Raw genomic sequence first — 17,287 nt, 5'->3', positions numbered from 1 at the left:
CCACCGGCCCGACGGTGGTGGCGAGGAACCGGGCCACGTCCCGGTCCCCCCGGTCGTCGCCCACCGCCCCGAGCAACAGCCCGACGAAACCCAGCTCGGCGGTGCTCGCCCCCTGCCCGGCCCGGCCCAGCGCGCCGAGCGCCGCCAGGCAGCGGTCCGCCTCTGTGAAGATCGTCGCCAGCGAGGCGGGGTCGGTCGACGGGCCGCTCGCCCCGGCGGTCACCGGCCGGCCGGTCACCCGGGACAGGTCCCGGGACACCGCGCGGGCCGCGCCGCCGGCGTCCCGGCCGGGCAGCATCAGCACCACCCGGCCGTCGCGCGCCGCGGCCAGCCCGCCGCGCGTCGAGGCGTACGTGGTGGCCCAGGAGAGCACCCGCTGCCGGGCGGACCCGGTCGAGGCGATCGCGTCGTCCCCGACGGCCACCAGCACGTGCGGGGCGTCCAGGTCCACCCCGAGGCGACGGGCCCGGCTGCGCAGCGCGTCGGTGTCGGCCAGCGGCCGGGCGATCAGGTCGTCGAGCAGCTCGCCCCGCACCCGACCCTCCGCCTCGGCCACGGTGCGGCGGAACAGCAACAGCAGCGCGGTCACCAGCGCCGCCCGCTCCAGGATGCGCTGGTCGGCGTCGACCAGCTCGCCGTCGGGGCGCAGCAGAAGCGCGCCCAGGTTCTCCGTGCCGGCGACCACGGCGGCGTACCAGAAGGGGCCCCGGCGGACGCTGCGCCCCTCGGTCCGCGACGCCGCCACCGCCTCCACCAGGCCAGCCCGCTCCGGCTCGTCGATCTGGCCGACCCGGGCCAGCCGCCGACCCTGGGCGTCCAGCGCCAGCAGCGCCCCGCCGAGCACGTCGGTGACGGCGGACGCCACGTCCTCCACCCCGCCTCCGCGCAGCACCAGCGCGGTCATCCGGTCGTGTGCCGCCGCCGCCCGCTCCACCGAGCTGCTGTGCGCCCGGATGGTGGTGTTGGCCGCCGACAACTCCTCCAGCGCGGCGCGGGTCTCGGCCAGCAGCCGCGCGGTGTCGATCGCCACCGCCGCGTGCGCCGCCAGGGACACCAGCAGCGACACCTCCTCCCGGGCGAACGGCCGGGCGGAGCGGTTGGCCGCGTACAGCACGCCGATCGAGGTGGAACCGAGCCGCAGCGGCACGCCGAGGATCGCCACCAGGCCCTCCTCGCCCACCCCGGCGTCGATCTCCCCGGTGTGGTGGAAGCGTTCGTCGTCGGGGTAGTTGGCCGTGACGTACGGGGTGCCGGACTGCGCCACGAGGCCGCCCAGGCCCGCGCCCATCGGCAGCCGCAGCCGCTGGAACCGCGCCGAGATCGACCCGTCGGTGACCCGCATGTACGTGTCGCCGCGCTCGTCGTCGTTGAGCGTCATGTACGCCACGTCGGCACCGAGCAGGTGGCGTGCCCGGTGCACGATCGCCCGCAGCACGTCGTCGAGGTCGCGCAGGCCGGCCAGGTCGCTCGCGGTGTCGTACAGGCCGGACAGCTCGGTCTCCCGGCGGCGTCGGCGCTCCAGCAGCGCGCGGACCCGTAGCGCGACCACCTTCGCCTGCTCCAGCTCGGCGAGCCGGTCGGCGGGCACGCCGGCTGCGCGGGCCGCCACCAGCGGGCCCTCGAACTCCACCGCGGCGGCCTCCCGGGCGAGCAGTTCCAGGAACTCCACCGGCGACGACATGACCGACATTGTGCGCGAGGCCACTAGTTCGCCGTCCAGCCCCCGTCGAGGGCGATGGACGTGCCGGTGATGAACGCGGCCGGCGGCGCGCACAGGTACGCCATCAACTCCGCGACCTCCTCCGGCTCGATCAGCCGCTTGATCGCCGCCCGGGCCAGCATGATTTTCTCCACCACCTCGGCCTCGCCGATGCCGTGGGTGGCGGCCTGGTCGGCGATCTGGCTCTGCACCAGCGCGGTCCGCACGTACGCCGGGTTGATGCAGTTGGCGGTGACCCCGTGCGCCGCGCCCTCCAGCGCGATCACCTTCGACAGCCCCTCCAGGGCGTGCTTCGCCGACACGTACGCCGACTTGTACGGCGAGGCCCGCAGCCCGTGCACGGAGGAGATGTTGACGATCCGCCCCCAGCCCCGGGCGTACATGTGCGGCAGCGCCCGGCGGACGATCCGGAACGGCGCTTCGACCATCACCCGGTGAATGTGGGCGAAGCGCTCGGTCGGGAAGTCCGGCACCGGCGCGACGTGTTGCAGGCCGGCGTTGTTGACCACGATGTCCACGTCGGCGTCGAGCCGGTCCACCGCCGCCGGGTCGGCCAGGTCCACCCGCTCGGCCCGGCCGCCGGTCAGCGCGGCGACCTCCCCGGCCGCGCGTGCGTCGCGGTCGACCACCAGCACGCGGGCGCCGGCCGCGGCGAGCCGCAGGGCGCAGGCCCGGCCGATGCCGCCGCCACCGCCGGTCACCAGCGCGGTGCGACCGGTCAGGTCGACCTGTACGACGTGGGGGACCACCACGGGTTCTGCCGTCATGGCGCACAAAGTTACGAGCTGGGTGGCCGGGGGCACATGGGGCCGGAGCACATACTCGCCGCCTCGACTGTGTGCCGCCGAACGCACCCGTCGCCCCGGCGGCTCCACGGCCCGCCCCGCCGGCATCCCGCCGCCGCCGGCCGGGGCGGGGTGCCGGCGTGTCCCCGGGGGCGGGTTCCCGGGGCGCCCAGTAGGGTGTCGAACACACGTACTGCTGGCGTGGTGGGAGGAGGTGGCGTGCGCGTGCTCGGGGTCGACCCGGGGCTGACCCGGTGCGGGGTCGGCGTGGTCGAGGGAGTGCCGGGCCGCCCCTGCACCCTGGTCGCCTACTACGTCGTCTACACCGATCCCGGCGACGACCTGCCGCTGCGCCTGCTGCACCTGGACCGCTCGCTCACCGACCTGGTGGCCGAGCACCGGCCGGACGCCGTCGCCGTCGAACGGGTGTTCAGCCAGCACAACGTGCGCACCGTGATGGGCACCGCCCAGGCCAGCGGGATCGCGGTGCTGGCCGGCGCGCGGGCCGGGCTGCCGGTGCAGACGTACACCCCGAGCGAGGTGAAGGCCGCCATCACCGGGTCCGGTCAGGCGGACAAGGCGCAGATGACGACCATGGTGACCCGGTTGCTGCGGCTGCCCGAGCCGCCGAAGCCGGCCGACGCCGCCGACGCCCTGGCCCTGGCCATCTGCCACGTCTGGCGCGGCGGCACCCGCTCGAAGCTGGCCGCCGCGGCCGACCGGGTACGACGAGGAGGAGCACGATGATCGCCAGTGTGCGCGGGACGGTGACCGCGACCGGCCCGGACCACGCGGTGGTGGAGGTCGGTGGGGTGGGCCTGGCGGTGCACTGCGCCCCCGGCACGCTCGCCGAACTGCGGATCGGCCAGCCGGCCAGGCTGGCCACCAGCCTGGTGGTCCGGGAGGACTCGCTCACCCTCTACGGCTTCGCCGACGACGACGCCAAGCAGCTGTTCGAGCTGCTCCAGACCGCGAGTGGGGTGGGTCCCCGGCTGGCCCAGGCGGTGCTCGCCGTGCACACGCCCGACGCGGTGCGCAAGGCGATCGCCAACGCCGACACCGCCGCGCTGACCCGGGTGCCGGGCATCGGCAAGAAGGGCGCCGAGCGTCTGGTGCTGGAGCTGCGGGACCGGATCGGCGCGGTGCCGGTGGGCGCCGACGGCGCGGCCGGGGTGACCGGGGGCGCCTGGCCCGACCAGGTCCGTCAGGCCCTGGTGGGCCTCGGCTGGACGGCCGGGCAGGCCGACCAGGCGGTGGCCGCGGTCGCGGAGACCGTCGACGGCCCGCCGCCGCCCGTGCCGGTCCTGCTCAAGCAGGCCATCCGTCTTCTCGGCCGGGCCCGATGACGGGCCCCGACGGCAACCTCGTCTCGGCGTACGTCAACGACGCGGAGCGGGACGCGGAGGCCAGCGTCCGGCCGAAGCGGCTGGAGGAGTTCATCGCCCAGCACCGGGTCCGCGAGCAGCTCGACCTGCTGTTGCAGAGCGCGATGCGGCGCGGTTCCCCGCCCGACCACATTCTGCTGTCAGGGCCGCCTGGCTTGGGTAAGACCACCCTGGCCAACATCGTGGCGGCCGAGCTGGGCGCCGGCATCCGGGTGACCAGCGGCCCGGCCATCGAGCGCTCCGGCGACCTCGCGGCGATCCTGACCAGCCTCGGCGAGGGCGACGTGCTGTTCATCGACGAAATTCACCGGATCGCCAAGCCGGCGGAGGAACTGCTCTACAGCGCGATGGAGGACTTCCGGGTCGACGTGGTGGTCGGCAAGGGGCCGGGGGCCACCGCCATCCCGCTGGACGTCGAGCCGTTCACCCTGGTCGGGGCGACCACCCGCTCGGGCCTGCTGACCGGGCCGATGCGGGACCGCTTCGGCTTCGTCGCGCACCTGGACTTCTACTCCCCGGCCGACCTGGAGGTGCTGCTGCGTCGGTCGGCGCGCATCCTCGGGGTGCCGATCACCGACGACGGCGCCGTCGAGATCTCCGGCCGGTCCCGGGGCACCCCCCGGATCGCCAACCGGCTGCTGCGCCGGGTGCGCGACTTCGCCGAGGTCCGGGCCGACGGCGTGGTCACGGTGGAGACCGCCCGGGCGGCCCTGACGGTGTACGACGTCGACGCGCTCGGGCTGGACCGGCTGGACCGGGCGGTGCTCACCGCGCTGGTCGACTCGTTCCGGGGTGGCCCGGTGGGCCTGTCCACGCTGGCCGTGGCGGTGGGGGAGCAGCCGGACACCGTCGAGGAGGTCTGCGAGCCGTTCCTGGTCCGGGCCGGGTTGCTCGCCCGTACGCCCCGGGGGCGGGTGGCCACTGAGGCGGCCTGGCGGCATCTGGGCCGTACCCCGCCGAATGGTACATTTGGTGCCGAGGCTGCTCCCGTGGCCGATCTGTTCTCCGCCGCGCCCGATGAGCCGTGATCCGTTCGTGATCTGTGTCGCATTCGGCGTTCCCAGGTGCAGGGACTAGACTCGCCGCGGTCTGTACAGGACGTGAGAATCCGCCTCCGCTCCGGTGCCCCTCGTGCCGAGCCGGAGGCCAATCGGAAGGTCAGTAACCGTGCTTTACGCAGCAGCGGGTGGCGGAGGAGCCGGCGGACTCACGCCGATCCTCATGATCGCCCTGCTCTTCGGCGTCATGTACTTCATGATGATCCGCCCCCAGCAGAAGCGCCGCCGCGAGGCGGAGCGGATGCAGTCCGCCCTCGCCCCCGGCGACGAGGTGGTCACCATCGGCGGTCTCTACGGCACGGTCACCGGCGTGGACGACGAGACCGTCCTGCTCGAGGTCGCCCCCGGTGTGCAGACCCGGTACGCCCGTCCGGCCATCGCCCGCGTCGTCAGCCAGGCCGAGCGGGCCGAGCCGGCCGAGGCGACCGAGGACGCCGAGACCGTCAAGGAGTGACCGTCGTCCCGGTACGGGGCAGCGGAGACAGCGATAGAACTGGATAGTTGGGTCGACACCCGACGCCGACGCGTGAGCGCTGCCGGCCGCCGCCCCCGCGGCGGCCGGGGGCAGCCGTGTCGACGTCGGGTCGCCGGCCCCGACACCCGTCGCCGGGATCCCCGGCCCGACACTCGTGCCGCCGCCCCGGCGGCGCGACCGTAACAGGGAGACAGACAGCCGTGGCACCACCACCCCAGGGACAGATGCGGCCCGGACGGCAGCTCGCCGTGCTCGGGTTCATCTTCGTCGTCCTCTATCTCTTGGTGTTCTTCTCGGGCGGCGCCAGTGGTGGCTTCAAGGACCGGCTGGAGCCCCGGCTCGGTCTGGACCTGGTCGGCGGCACCCGGCTGACGCTGGAGGCGACGAACAGCCTCGACGGCAAGCCCCCGACGGCGGAGAACCTCGAAGAGGCCCGCCAGATCATCGAGAACCGGGTCAACGCGTACGGCGTGGCCGAGGCCGAGGTGGTCACCGAGGGCAACCGGAACATCGTCATCTCCCTGCCCGGCGAGAACCGCGACCTCACCGACGTCGGCAGCGCGGCCGAGCTGCGCTTCCGCAAGGTGCTCAAGGCCGCCGACGGCAGCGGCGCGGCAGCGGCCCCGGCGCCCACCCCGACGCCGGCCCCGTCCGGCACGGCCTCGCCGAAGCCGTCCGGCAGCGCGTCGCCATCGGGCGCCAAGGCCACCGCGTCGCCGAGCGCGGGCGGCCAGGGCGGCGGGGCGCCGGCCCCGAGCGCCAGCGCCTCCGGATCGCCGTCGCCGAGCGCCGCCGCGCCGTCGCCGAGCGCCAGCGCCGAGCCGGTGTCGCCGGGCGTCGAGGAGCAGCGCAAGGCCGTCGAGCAGAAGGTCGGCGCCGCCGCGTGGCAGGCCGCCAGCGGCCTGCAGGCCCCGGCCGACCTGACCGCCGACCCGTCGTTGGCCGAGAAGCTCAAGCCGTTCGGCACGCTCACGCCGCGCGAGGTCGCCGTGCTGCCGGCGGAGATGCAGTTCAACGTCCCGACGATCACCTGCGCGCAGCTGGACCAGCGCCCGCCGGCGTCGATCAAGGACGAGAAGCAGAAGGCGGTCGCCTGCGAGGACGGCGTCCAGAAATATCTGCTCGACGTGGCGAAGGTGCTCGGCACCGACGTCGGCGACGCCAACGCCGTGCTCGACCAGACCAGCTCCTGGGTGGTCAGCCTCGACTTCAAGGGCGAGGGCCAGGCGAAGTGGACCAACCTGACCCGCGAGGCGTTCAACAACGAGGGCCAGGCCTGCGACCAGACCGCGCTGGGCCAGGACGGCAAGTGCCGCGTCGCCGTGGTGCTGGACAACAGGGTCGTCTCCTCGCCGGAGATCCAGGGCGTGCTGACCGGTGACTCGCAGATCACCGGGAGCTTCGACAACAAGACGGCCAGCGCCCTGGCCAGCCAGCTGCGCTACGGCGCGCTGCCGGTGACCTTCGAGGCGCAGGAGCAGCAGAACGTCACCGCCACCCTCGGGGCGAGCCACCTGCGCGCGGGCCTGCTCGCCGCCGGCATCGGCATGCTGCTGGTCATCATCTACTCGTTCTTCTACTACCGGCTGCTCGGCTCGGTCATCTTCCTGAGCCTGGTGCTCTCGGCGCTGCTGGTCTTCGGCGCGCTGATCGTCCTGGGCCGGCAGATCGGCTTCACCCTCACCCTCGCCGGCATCGCCGGCATGATCGTCTCACTCGGCGTGGCGGCGGACTCGTTCGTCATCTACTTCGAACGGCTCAAGGACGAGATCCGGGAGGGCCGCAGCCCCCGCAGCGCGGTGCCGCGGGCGTGGATCCGGGCCCGGCGGACGATCATCTCGGCGAACGCGATCACCATCCTGTCGGCCGTGGTGCTCTACATCGTCTCGGTCGGCGCGGTGAAGGGCTTCGCCTTCGCCCTCGGCCTGGCCACGGTCCTCGACCTGGTCGTGGTCTTCCTGTTCCGTCACCCGATCATGACGATGTTCGCCCGGACCCGGGCGTTCCTGTCCCCGCGGGTCAGTGGCCTCGGCCGGATCCTGCCGCCCGCGCGCAGCGAGCAGGCCACCCGCACCTCGCGCGTCAAGGAGGCCTGAGATGGCTAAGACTGGTTTGGCGAGTCGCCTCTACGCGGGCGAGGCCGGCCTCGACGTCATCGGCCGGCGCAAGCTGTGGTTCGGCGTCGCCGGGGCGCTGATCCTGATCGCCGTGCTGAGCTTCGCCCTGCGCGGCTTCACCCTGGGCATCGAGTTCGCCGGCGGCAACTCGTTCCAGGTGCCGGCCAGCGTCGGCACCCTCGACGACGCCGAGCGGACGGTGGACGCGGCGCTGGCGAGCACCGCGGCCGGGGCCGAGGTGGTCACCGCGCAGAAGGTCGGCGGCACCGGCGGTGACTTCTACGAGATGCGTACCTCGCAGCTCACCGCCGATCAGGCCAACGCGGCGAAGACCGAGATGGCCCGCGCGTTCGGCATCCAGCCCGACCAGATCAGCGGCAACCAGGTCAGCGAGGCGTGGGGCAGCCAGGTCACCTCCCGGGCGCTGCTCGGCCTGGTGATCTTCATCGCGCTGGTGACGGTCTACCTGGTCCTGCGGTTCGAGTGGCGGATGGCGGTCGCCGCCGTCTCCTCACTGTTCATGAACCTGATCCTCACCGCCGGCATCTACTCGCTGGTCGGCTTCGAGGTCACCCCGTCGACGATCATCGGCTTCCTCACGATCCTGGGCTTCGCGCTCTACGACGTGGTGGTGGTCTTCGACAAGGTCCAGGAGAACACCCGGGGCATCACCGCGAACAACAACCAGACGTACGGTGAGGCGGCCAACCTGGCCATCAACCAGAGCCTCATGCGGTCGCTGAACACCTCGGTGGTCGCGCTGCTCCCCGTCGGCGGCCTGCTCTTCATCGGTGCCGGCCTGCTCGGCGCGGGCACCCTGAAGGACCTCGGCCTGGTGCTGTTCGTCGGTATGGCGGTCGCCTTCCTGACCTCCATCCTGCTGGCCACCCCGCTGCTGGTGCTGCTGAAGAACTACGATCTGCGGATCCAGGCGCACAACAAGCGGGTCCTGGCCCGGCGGGGTGCCCTCGCCGGGGGCGAGACCACCCCGAAGGGCACGCCGCGCCCGGCCGCCGACGGCGACGAGCCCGTCGACGCCGACGCGGCCCTGGCCGGGGCCACCCCGAAGGTGGGTGCCCGGCCCGCCGGCAAGCGCTCGACCGGCGCCCGGGGCGGTCGCCCCGCCGGTGGCGGCGGTAACCGGCCAGGCGGTGCCAAGCGGCGCTGATCCGCCGCACCCGGTAGGAAACGTTTCGACGGCGTCCTTCATGCTGTGCGAGCAGCGTGCAGGACGCCGTCGGCTATGAAGGGAGACGGGACCGTCGTGACGGAGACGCACAGCGTCGGGGTACGGGGAGACAGCGGCCCACAGGCCGCCGAGTTGGTCGCCAGCCGAGTGCTGGACGTGCCGGACTTCCCGAAGCCGGGTGTGATGTTCAAGGACCTGATGCCGCTCTTCGCCGACGGCGAGGTGTTCCGGCAGGTCGTCGACGGGATCGTGGCGTACCACGGGCGGGACGCGTTCGACGCGGTGGTGGGCATCGAGGCGCGGGGCTTCGTCATCGCGGCGGCCATCGCGTACGCGACCGGGGTGGGCGTGGTGCCGGTGCGTAAGGCCGGCAAGCTCCCCCGGCCCGCCTACTCGGCCTCGTACGCCCTGGAGTACGGGGAGGCGACGCTGGAGGTGCACCAGGACGCGTTCACCGCCGGGCACCGGGTGCTGGTGGTCGACGACGTGCTCGCCACGGGCGGCACCGCCGAGGCCACCCTCGACCTGGTGGAGCGGGCGGGTGGCACGGTGGCCGGCTTCACCGTCCTGCTGGAGCTGGGTTTCCTCGGCGGGCGCGAGCGGCTCGCCCCGCGCCCCGTGCACGCCCTGCTGAGCGTGTGAGCAGCCCGGGGTGTGCCACCGCCGGGCATCCGGTGGCCGGCACCCGGCGCGCCGGCTGTGCCGTTCGTGCCCCGCTGCCCGTTTGGTGGGCCCCGGCCGCCGGATGGACCCGGTGGGGACCGTCCGGCGGAGCGGCGGGGCACCGTGCGTGCGGGTAGCATTGCCCTTTGCTGACCGGGCGGGTGACCGTCCGGGCGGCGAGAGACCAGGCCGGCCGGACGGTCGGCGCATCCCCGGCGAGCGGTGAGGAGGCCGGTGTCCCACGATGTCGTCCCTCCGGTGGAGGGCACGGTGCACCCGACAGGCGACGCTGACGGTTTGGTGACCGACCGGGGCGATGACGCCCGGGCCGCCGGGAACGGCGCGGGCCCCGCGTCCGCCGACGGCAGGGCAGCGGGGGCAGGTGTCGGGACACCGGTGTTCGCGGCCGACGTCGCCGACGATCCGTCGCCGAGCGGTGGATTCGCCCTCTCCAACGCGCCCACCGGGCGGCGGGTGCGGGCCAGGCTGGCCCGGTTCAACGCGCCCTGGCAGACCTCGCAGGTCAGCGAGGTGCTGGAGCCGCTGATCTCCAGCCACCGGGAGAACCACCCCAAGGCCGACGCGCGGCTGATCCAGACCGCGTTCGACACCGCGAACCGCTGGCACTCCGGCCAGTACCGCAAGTCCGGCGACCCGTACATCACCCATCCCCTCGCGGTGGCCACCATCCTGGCCAACCTGGGCATGGACACCACGACTTTGGTCGCCGCGCTGCTGCACGACACGATCGAGGACACGGAGTACACGCTCGACCAGATGCGGGCCGACTTCGGCGGCGAGGTGACGCTGCTCGTCGACGGGGTGACCAAGCTCGACAAGGTCAAGCTCGGCGACGCCGCGAAGGCGGAGACGATCCGCAAGATGGTCGTGGCGATGGCGAAGGACCCGCGGGTCCTGGTGATCAAGCTGGCCGACCGGCTGCACAACATGCGCACCCTCTCCTTCCTGCCGGCTCCGAAGCGGGAGCAGAAGGCGAAGGAGACGCTGGAGATCCTCGCCCCCCTGGCCCACCGCCTCGGTATGAACACGATCAAGTGGGAGTTGGAGGACCTCGCCTTCGGCACGCTGTTCCCGAAGCGGTACGAGGAGATCCTGCGCCTGATCGGGGAGCACCAGCCGCAGCGGGAGTCGCTGCTGCGCCAGGTCACGCAGAAGGTGGGCACCGACCTCAAGGCCGCCAAGATCAAGGCGGAGACGACCGGCCGGCCGAAGCACCTGTACTCGATCTACCAGAAGATGATCGTGCGGGGCCGCGACTTCAACGACATCTACGACCTGGTCGGGGTGCGGATCCTGGTCGACACGGTGCGGGACTGCTACGCCGCGCTGGGCGTGATCCACGCGAACTGGCAGCCGGTGCCGGGCCGGTTCAAGGACTACATCGCGATGCCCAAGTTCAACATGTACCAGTCGCTGCACACGACGGTCATCGGGCCCACCGGCAAGCCGGTGGAGATGCAGATCCGCACGTACGCGATGCACCGCACCGCCGAGTTCGGCATCGCCGCGCACTGGAAGTACAAGGAGCACAAGGGCACCCAGATCGTCGGCCCGCCCGCGCACATCGACGAGATGACCTGGCTGCGTCAACTGCTGGACTGGCAGCGGGAGGCGGCCGACCCGAGCGAGTTCCTCGACGCGCTGCGCTTCGACCTGTCCAGCCAGGAGGTGTACGTCTTCACCCCCAAGGGCGACGTCATCCCCCTGCCGACCGGGTCGACGCCGGTGGACTTCGCGTACGCGGTGCACACCGAGGTCGGGCACAAGTGCATCGGGGCGCGGGTCAACGGCAAGCTGGTGCCGCTGGAGTCGACGCTGTCCAACGGCGACGTGATCGAGATCTTCACGTCGAAGTCCGAGACGGCCGGGCCGACGCAGGACTGGCTGGGCTTCGTCAAGAGCCCCCGGGCGCGCACGAAGATCCGGCAGTACTTCAACAAGGAACGGCGCGAGGAGGCGATCGAGGCCGGCAAGGACTCGATCGTCAAGGCGATGCGCAAGCAGGGCATGCCCCTGCAGCGGATGCTCACCTCCGACGCGCTGATGGCGATCGCCCGGGACCTGCACCTGGCCGACGTCGCCTCGCTGTACGCGGCGGTCGGCGACAGCCAGGTCTCCGCCCAGTCGGTGGTGCAGAAGCTGATGGCCGCGTACGGGGGCGAGGAGGGCGCGGCGGAGGACATCGCCGAGACCGCCGTGGCCACCCGGCCGCCGCGCAGCCGGCAGAGCAGCGCCGACCCCGGCGTGGTGGTCCGGGGCGTCAGCGACGTCTGGATCAAGCTGGCCCGGTGCTGCACGCCGGTGCCGCCGGACTCCGTCTTCGGGTTCGTCACCCGATCCGGCGGGGTGAGCGTGCACCGCGACGACTGCGCCAACGCCGAGGACCTGCGGGCCCAGAGCGAACGGGTGGTCGAGGTGAGCTGGAAGCTCACCTCCGCCTCCACGTTCCTGGTGGCCATCCAGGTGGAGGCCCTCGATCGGCACAAGCTCCTCGCGGACGTCACCCGGGTGCTCTCCGAGGAGCGGGTCAACATCCTCTCCGCGACGGTCACCACCACCCGCGACCGGGTGGCGGTGAGCCGGTTCAGCTTCGAGATGGCCGACCCGAAACACCTCGGGCACCTGCTGGCCGCCGTCCGCAAGGTCGACGGGGTGTTCGACGCCTACCGGGTCACCTCGGGGGCCTGAACCGCACACGGAAAGCGCCCGCCGGCTCTGTCGCCGGCGGGCGCTTTCCGTGTGCGGGGGCGGTCAGCCCTGCGGCTCGCTCATCGTCATCTTTTCGATGACGACCTCCTTCTTCGGGTGGCCGCCGCCGGCCTGCTTGGCGTACGCGCCGTCGTCGCCGGCCTTCGCGACCTCCTTGACGATGTCCATCCCGCTGGTGATAGTGCCCAGGACGGTGTAGTTCGCGTCCAGCGGCGAGTCGCCGTAGACGATGAAGAACTGGCTGCCCGTGCTGCCCGGTTGCCCCGAGTTGGCCATCGCGATGACGCCCTCCGGGTACGGCGGGCGCTTGTCGGTCGGCAGGTTCTCCTCGGTCATCCGGTAGCTCGGGCCGCCGGTGCCGTCGGTGTCCCGCCAGCCCTTGCCGGTGGCGCTCGGGTCGCCGCACTGCAGCACCTTGATGCCCTCGGTCACCAGGCGGTGGCACTTGGTGTTGTCGAGGAAGTTCTTGCTCGCCAGGTGGGTGAAGCTGGCGGCGGTGCACGGCGCGGCGGACCGGTCGACCTTGGCGGTGATCGGGCCCAGGTTGGTGTCCAGCGTCAGGGTCTGGGTGCCGGTGTTCGGCTGCTGGGCGGCCGGCAGCCCGACGTCCTTGATCTCCTTGGTCCGCTGGTCCTTGGGGATCTCGGTCCAGGCGCACTGCACGAAGCCGGGGTCGGCGGCGGTGTCCTGGGCCTTGTCGTCGTCACCGCCGATGCTGGTGGCGAGCCAGACGGTGCCGGCGACCACGAGCAGCAGGGCCGCCCCGGCCCCGACGATCGCCTGCGTCTGCCGGCGCTTGCGGGCCCTGGCCGCGCGCTCGGCCATCTCCCGCTCGAGTCGGGCGCGCGCCGCCGCGCGCTGCCGCTCTTTCGTGGACGTCACGGTCGATCCTCCTGGACTGTCTCGGGCGCGGCCGGTGCCGCAGGCTGTGTGGTTCGGGGGAGCCGGGTCAGCCGGCGTCGGGGCTGGCCGTGGGGCCGCTGGTGGCCGGGGCCGGGGCCGTCGTCGGCTCGCCGACGGTGAGACTCTGGATCACCACGTCGGTCTTCGGCTTCACCTTGGCTCCGCTCCCATTGTCCACGGTCGGCAGGGCACCGATCTTCGTGAGCACGTCCAGGCCGCCGGTGACCTTCCCGATCACCGGGTAGGCCGGCTTGGCCGGGTTGAAGTCCTTGAAGAAGATCAGGAACTGGCTGCCGTTGGCGCCCGGCGGGTTGGCGACCATCGCCACCGTGCCCTTCGGGTACGCCGGGGGCTGGTCGGGCGCGGGGCTGGCCGACGGGCTGGCCTCCGGCAGCACCGGGACGTTCTCGTCGTAGAACGAGTACGTCGGGCCGCCGAGGCCCGTGCCGCTCGGGTCGCCGCAGCGCAGCGCGCCCTCGGAGGTGATCTCGTGGCACTTCGTGTTGTCGTAGAAGCCCCGGCTGGCCAGGTGGGCGATGCTCGCCCCGGCGCAGGGGGCCGACGCGAGGTCGAGCTCCGCCGTGATCGGGGCGCCCTGGTTGGTGGTGACGGTCAGCGCCCGGGTGCCGGAGGTCGGCAGGCCCGTGGTGGCCGGGGTGCCCACGTCCTTGAGGTTGGTGTTCGCGGTGGCGTCCTGCGGCGTCCAGAGGCAGACGTCCTCGGCGGCCGTGTTCTGCTTCGGGTCGTCGAAGGCGCCCAGCGCCCAGGCCGAACCGACCACGATCAGGGCGAGCACCACGGCGGCGCCGACACCGGCCTGGATCTGCCGCCGACGTCTGCTCCGGGCGGCCCGTCGCGCCAGCTGCCGGTCGAGCTTGGCCCGCGCCAGTTTGCGCTGCCGGTCCCTGCTGGAAGCCACCCGTGCTCCCCTTCCTCTACCCTGATGGTCACCGGCGGTCGGTGTCGCGCCCCGTCGGGTGCCACGTGCGCCACGCCACACGCCCGCCAGAGTGTACGGGTAGCGACTGGGAAAGTGGTGTACGAGGTCCGGGCTGGGTTTATCGGAGTTGCTCACTGGGCCGCCGGGGCCACCGGGGCGGGTGGCCGGCGCAACCGGCTCGCCGCTGCGACTAGGCTGCCGGTGCAGGGTGAGACAGCTAGACGGAAGGGGAGCGGCGTGCTCGTGGCGAGCTTTCCCGCGGACGCCTTCGGCACCAACTGCTATGTGGTGGCGACCGGGCCGGGGGAGCAGTGCGTGGTGGTCGACCCGGGCATCGGGGTGGTCGACCGACTCGACGCCGTCCTCGCCGAGCATCGCCTGCACCCCGCCGCCGTGCTGCTCACCCACGGCCACCTCGACCACACGTTCTCCGTCGCGCCGGTCTGCGGCGCCCGCGGCCTCACCGCGTACGTCCACCCGGAGGACCGCGAGTTGCTGGCCGACCCGGGCAAGGCGCTGTCCATGGACCTCACCGCGCTCTTCGGCGGCCGGCTGCCGTACGCCGAGCCCGACGACGTCGCCGAGCTGACCGACGGCGCGACCCTGTCGCTGGCCGGGTTGGAGATCACCGTCGACCACGCTCCGGGCCATACCGGCGGGTCGGTGCTGTTCCGGCTGCCCGGCGCCGGCTCCCGCTGGGAGGCCGAGCAGGTCTGCCTCTCCGGCGACGTGCTCTTCGCCGGTTCGATCGGCCGCACCGACCTGTGGGGCGGCAGCATGCCCCGGATGCTCACCAGCCTGCGGGACAAGATCCTCCCGCTGGCCGACGACACGGTGGTGCTGCCCGGCCACGGCCCCGCGACCACCATCGGCCGCGAGCGCGCGAGCAACCCGTACCTCATCGAGGTGGCGGCCGCCGGCGGCGCGCGCCCGGCCGCACCCACCCGCGGTCTCTAGGCCGCGCCTCGGTCCTTCCCGCGCCGGCGGCGCGGGTCTGTGAAGGAGCGTCATGAGCAAGCCCACGCCCATCTCCGGCTTCCCCGAGTGGACGCCGGCGCAGCGGATGATCGAGCAGTTCGTGCTCGACCGGATCCGCGCCACCTTCGAGCTGTACGGCTTCGCGCCGCTGGAAACCCGCTCGGTCGAGCCCCTCGATCAGCTCCTGCGCAAGGGGGAGACCTCCAAGGAGGTCTACGTGCTGCGCCGCCTCCAGGCCGACGCCGACGGGCCGGCCGGTGACGACTCCCTCGGCCTGCACTTCGACCTGACCGTGCCGTTCGCCCGCTACGTGCTGGAGAACGCCGGCCGGCTCCAGTTCCCGTTCCGCCGATACCAGATCCAGAAGGTGTGGCGGGGCGAGCGCCCGCAGGAGGGGCGCTACCGGGAGTTCCTCCAGGCCGACATCGACATCGTCGACCGGGACACCCTGCCCGCCCACTACGAGGCCGAAATGCCGCTGGTGATCGGCGACGCGCTGCGCTCGCTGCCGATCCCGCCGGTGACCATCCAGGTGAACAACCGCAAGATCTGCGAGGGGTTCTACCGGGGCATCGGGCTGACCGACCCGGAGGCCGCCCTGCGCGCGGTCGACAAGCTCGACAAGATCGGCCCGGTCAAGGTCGCCGAGCTGCTCGCCGAGACGGCCGGGGCGAGCGAGGCGCAGGCCAAGGCGTGCCTGGCCCTCGCTGAGATCTCGGCACCGGACGCCTCGTTCGCCGACGCCGTGCGCGGCCTCGGGGTGAGCCACCCGCTGCTCGACGAGGGCATCGCCGAGCTGGCCGCGGTGGTGGAGACCGCCGCCGCGCACTCCCCGGGGCTGTGCGTGGCGGACCTGCGGATCGCGCGCGGGCTGGACTACTACACCGGCACCGTCTACGAGACGTCCCTCGCCGGGCACGAGCGGTTCGGCTCGGTCTGCTCCGGCGGCCGGTACGACAACCTGGTCAGCGCCGGCGGCGTGTCCTTTCCCGGAGTGGGCATCTCGATCGGGGTGAGCCGGCTGCTCGGGCTGCTTTTCGGCGCGGGCGCACTCACCGTGTCCCGCAGCGTGCCGACGTGCGTGCTGGTAGCGGTGACCAGCGAGGAGCTGCGGTCGGCGAGCAACGCGGTCGCCGACGCGCTGCGCCGCCGGGGGGTGCCCACGGAGGTGGCGCCGAGCGCGGCGAAGTTCGGCAAGCAGATCCGGCACGCCGAGCGGCGCGGCATCCCGTACGTCTGGTTCCCCGGCGTCGACGGGGCGCCCGACGAGGTGAAGGACATCCGCTCCGGCGAGCAGATGGTGGCGGCGGCCGGAGAGTGGACCCCGCCCCGGGCGGACCTGAAACCCCTGGTCGGCTGAGGCGGGACGCGCGGGCCGGGCGTTACTGGCGCGTACGGCGCGGAGGACCTACGGTGGCGTAAGTTACGCCACCGTAGGGAGAACTTCGTGACCGCACTCAGCCAGACCGCCCTGCTCGTCGAGCTCGAACCCGTCGTGGCGAAGAACCTCGACCGACACCTCTCGATGGCCAAGGAATGGTTCCCGCACGAGTACGTGCCGTGGAGCGAGGGGCGCACCTTCGACGGACCGCTCGGCGGGCAGGCGTGGTCGCCGTCGGACTCGACGATCCCCGAGATCGCGCGCACCGCGCTGATCGTGAACCTGCTGACCGAGGACAACCTCCCCTCGTACCACCACCAGATCGCCACCCTCTTCGGCCCGGACGGGGCGTGGGGCACGTGGGTGGGCCGGTGGACCGCCGAGGAGGGCCGGCACGGCACCGCCATCCGCGACTACCTGACCGTGACCCGGGCGGTCGACCCGGTGGCCCTGGAGCGGGCCCGGATGGTGCACATGACCGCCGGCTACACCAACTCCAACGACGACTCGATGCTGCGCTCGCTGGCGTACGTGTCGTTCCAGGAGCTGGCCACCCGGATCTCGCACCGCAACACGGGCCGGGTGACCGGCGACCCGGCCTGCGAGGCTCTGCTGGCCCGCGTAGCCGCAGACGAGAACCTGCACATGGTCTTCTACCGCAACCTGCTCGCCGCCGCCCTCGAACTGGCCCCGAGCCAGGCGATGCGGGCCATCGCCGACGTCCTGGAGGACTTCCAGATGCCCGGCGTGGGCATCGAGGGCTTCGCCCGCAAGTCGGTGGCGATCGCCCTGGCCGGCATCTACGACCTGCGCCAGCACCGCGACGAGGTGGTCATCCCGGTGCTGCGCCAGTGGGACGTCTTCAACGTCACGGGCCTGGACGCCGACGGCGAGGCTGCCCGCGACCAGATCGCCGTCCACCTGGAGACCCTGCAGACCCACGCGTCCCGCTTCGAGGAGAAG

14 protein-coding genes and 1 pseudogene are annotated in these 17,287 nt (G+C 72.6%); 11 read left to right on the top strand and 4 right to left on the bottom strand.

What is annotated here, in order from left to right; genetic code table 11:
* Positions 1-1,690, bottom strand: a 1,690-nt coding sequence (locus tag E1258_RS18495; RefSeq protein WP_132402755.1) for a GAF domain-containing protein, incomplete at its 3' end; no start/stop codon positions are given.
* Positions 1,691-1,704: 14 nt separating this feature from the next.
* Complete coding sequence (locus E1258_RS18490; RefSeq protein ID WP_132402752.1) at positions 1,705-2,487, bottom strand: 3-hydroxybutyrate dehydrogenase; 783 nt, start codon at positions 2,485-2,487, stop codon at positions 1,705-1,707.
* 237 nt (positions 2,488-2,724) lie between these two features.
* Here E1258_RS18490 and ruvC point away from each other — a divergent pair, with 237 nt between their 5' ends.
* The 8 genes and pseudogenes from ruvC to E1258_RS18450 form a co-directional block, all read left to right on the top strand.
* Complete coding sequence (gene ruvC, locus E1258_RS18485; protein WP_132402749.1) at positions 2,725-3,252, top strand: crossover junction endodeoxyribonuclease RuvC; 528 nt, start codon at positions 2,725-2,727, stop codon at positions 3,250-3,252.
* Positions 3,249-3,851, top strand: a complete 603-nt coding sequence (gene ruvA / locus E1258_RS18480) for a Holliday junction branch migration protein RuvA (RefSeq protein ID WP_132402746.1) — start codon at positions 3,249-3,251, stop codon at positions 3,849-3,851. Before ruvC ends, ruvA begins: the two co-directional genes overlap by 4 nt.
* The gene (gene ruvB / locus E1258_RS18475) at positions 3,848-4,918 is read left to right on the top strand and encodes a Holliday junction branch migration DNA helicase RuvB (RefSeq protein ID WP_132402743.1); all 1,071 of its coding nucleotides are present in this window, start codon (positions 3,848-3,850) and stop codon (positions 4,916-4,918) included. Before ruvA ends, ruvB begins: the two co-directional genes overlap by 4 nt.
* Before the next feature lie 139 nt (positions 4,919-5,057).
* Positions 5,058-5,402 carry a preprotein translocase subunit YajC gene (gene yajC, locus E1258_RS18470; protein ID WP_132402740.1) on the top strand — a complete coding sequence of 115 codons (345 nt, stop codon included), beginning with the start codon at positions 5,058-5,060 and terminating at the stop codon, positions 5,400-5,402.
* A 245-nt stretch (positions 5,403-5,647) separates the two neighbouring features.
* The gene (gene secD / locus E1258_RS18465) at positions 5,648-7,519 is read left to right on the top strand and encodes a protein translocase subunit SecD (RefSeq protein ID WP_132402758.1); all 1,872 of its coding nucleotides are present in this window, start codon (positions 5,648-5,650) and stop codon (positions 7,517-7,519) included.
* Position 7,520: 1 nt separating this feature from the next.
* Positions 7,521-8,708: a protein translocase subunit SecF gene (secF, locus tag E1258_RS18460; RefSeq protein ID WP_132402737.1), complete on the top strand. Its 1,188-nt coding sequence runs from the start codon at positions 7,521-7,523 to the stop codon at positions 8,706-8,708.
* 96 nt (positions 8,709-8,804) lie between these two features.
* On the top strand, positions 8,805-9,371 hold the full coding sequence (locus tag E1258_RS18455; protein ID WP_132402734.1) for an adenine phosphoribosyltransferase: 567 nt from the start codon (positions 8,805-8,807) through the stop codon (positions 9,369-9,371).
* Positions 9,372-9,821: 450 nt separating this feature from the next.
* A pseudogene (locus E1258_RS18450) lies at positions 9,822-12,101 on the top strand (bifunctional (p)ppGpp synthetase/guanosine-3',5'-bis(diphosphate) 3'-pyrophosphohydrolase); the annotation flags it as partial.
* A 63-nt stretch (positions 12,102-12,164) separates the two neighbouring features.
* On the opposite strand, the gene E1258_RS18445 reads toward E1258_RS18450, so the two are convergent.
* Positions 12,165-13,004: a peptidylprolyl isomerase gene (locus E1258_RS18445; protein WP_132402730.1), complete on the bottom strand. Its 840-nt coding sequence runs from the start codon at positions 13,002-13,004 to the stop codon at positions 12,165-12,167.
* 67 nt (positions 13,005-13,071) lie between these two features.
* Complete coding sequence (locus tag E1258_RS18440; RefSeq protein ID WP_132402727.1) at positions 13,072-13,944, bottom strand: peptidylprolyl isomerase; 873 nt, start codon at positions 13,942-13,944, stop codon at positions 13,072-13,074.
* 258 nt (positions 13,945-14,202) lie between these two features.
* On the opposite strand from E1258_RS18440, the gene E1258_RS18435 reads away from it, so the two are divergent.
* The 3 genes from E1258_RS18435 to E1258_RS18425 form a co-directional block, all read left to right on the top strand.
* Positions 14,203-14,922: an MBL fold metallo-hydrolase gene (locus E1258_RS18435; protein ID WP_132402724.1), complete on the top strand. Its 720-nt coding sequence runs from the start codon at positions 14,203-14,205 to the stop codon at positions 14,920-14,922.
* A 52-nt stretch (positions 14,923-14,974) separates the two neighbouring features.
* A complete protein-coding gene (hisS, locus tag E1258_RS18430) occupies positions 14,975-16,303 on the top strand; it encodes a histidine--tRNA ligase (RefSeq protein ID WP_132402721.1) in 1,329 nt (442 codons plus the stop codon).
* An 87-nt stretch (positions 16,304-16,390) separates the two neighbouring features.
* On the top strand, positions 16,391-17,287 hold an 897-nt coding region (locus E1258_RS18425; RefSeq protein WP_132402718.1), incomplete at its 3' end, for an acyl-ACP desaturase.

This window comes from Micromonospora sp. KC207 (genome assembly GCF_004348615.1).
In the GTDB taxonomy this organism is placed as follows: domain Bacteria; phylum Actinomycetota; class Actinomycetes; order Mycobacteriales; family Micromonosporaceae; genus Micromonospora.
This window is presented reverse-complemented; position numbering and strand designations above follow the sequence as displayed.

What these genes read in the sequence shown, in the direction of transcription:
- secF (WP_132402737.1), top strand. Translation starts at nt 7,521, where the DNA reads ATGGCTAAGACTGGTTTGGCGAGTCGCCTCTACGCGGGCGAGGCCGGC.
- secD (WP_132402758.1), top strand. Translation starts at nt 5,648, where the DNA reads ATGCGGCCCGGACGGCAGCTCGCCGTGCTCGGGTTCATCTTCGTCGTC.
- hisS (WP_132402721.1), top strand. Translation starts at nt 14,975, where the DNA reads ATGAGCAAGCCCACGCCCATCTCCGGCTTCCCCGAGTGGACGCCGGCG.
- E1258_RS18490 (WP_132402752.1), bottom strand. Translation starts at nt 2,487, where the DNA reads ATGACGGCAGAACCCGTGGTGGTCCCCCACGTCGTACAGGTCGACCTG.
- ruvA (WP_132402746.1), top strand. Translation starts at nt 3,249, where the DNA reads ATGATCGCCAGTGTGCGCGGGACGGTGACCGCGACCGGCCCGGACCAC.
- ruvB (WP_132402743.1), top strand. Translation starts at nt 3,848, where the DNA reads ATGACGGGCCCCGACGGCAACCTCGTCTCGGCGTACGTCAACGACGCG.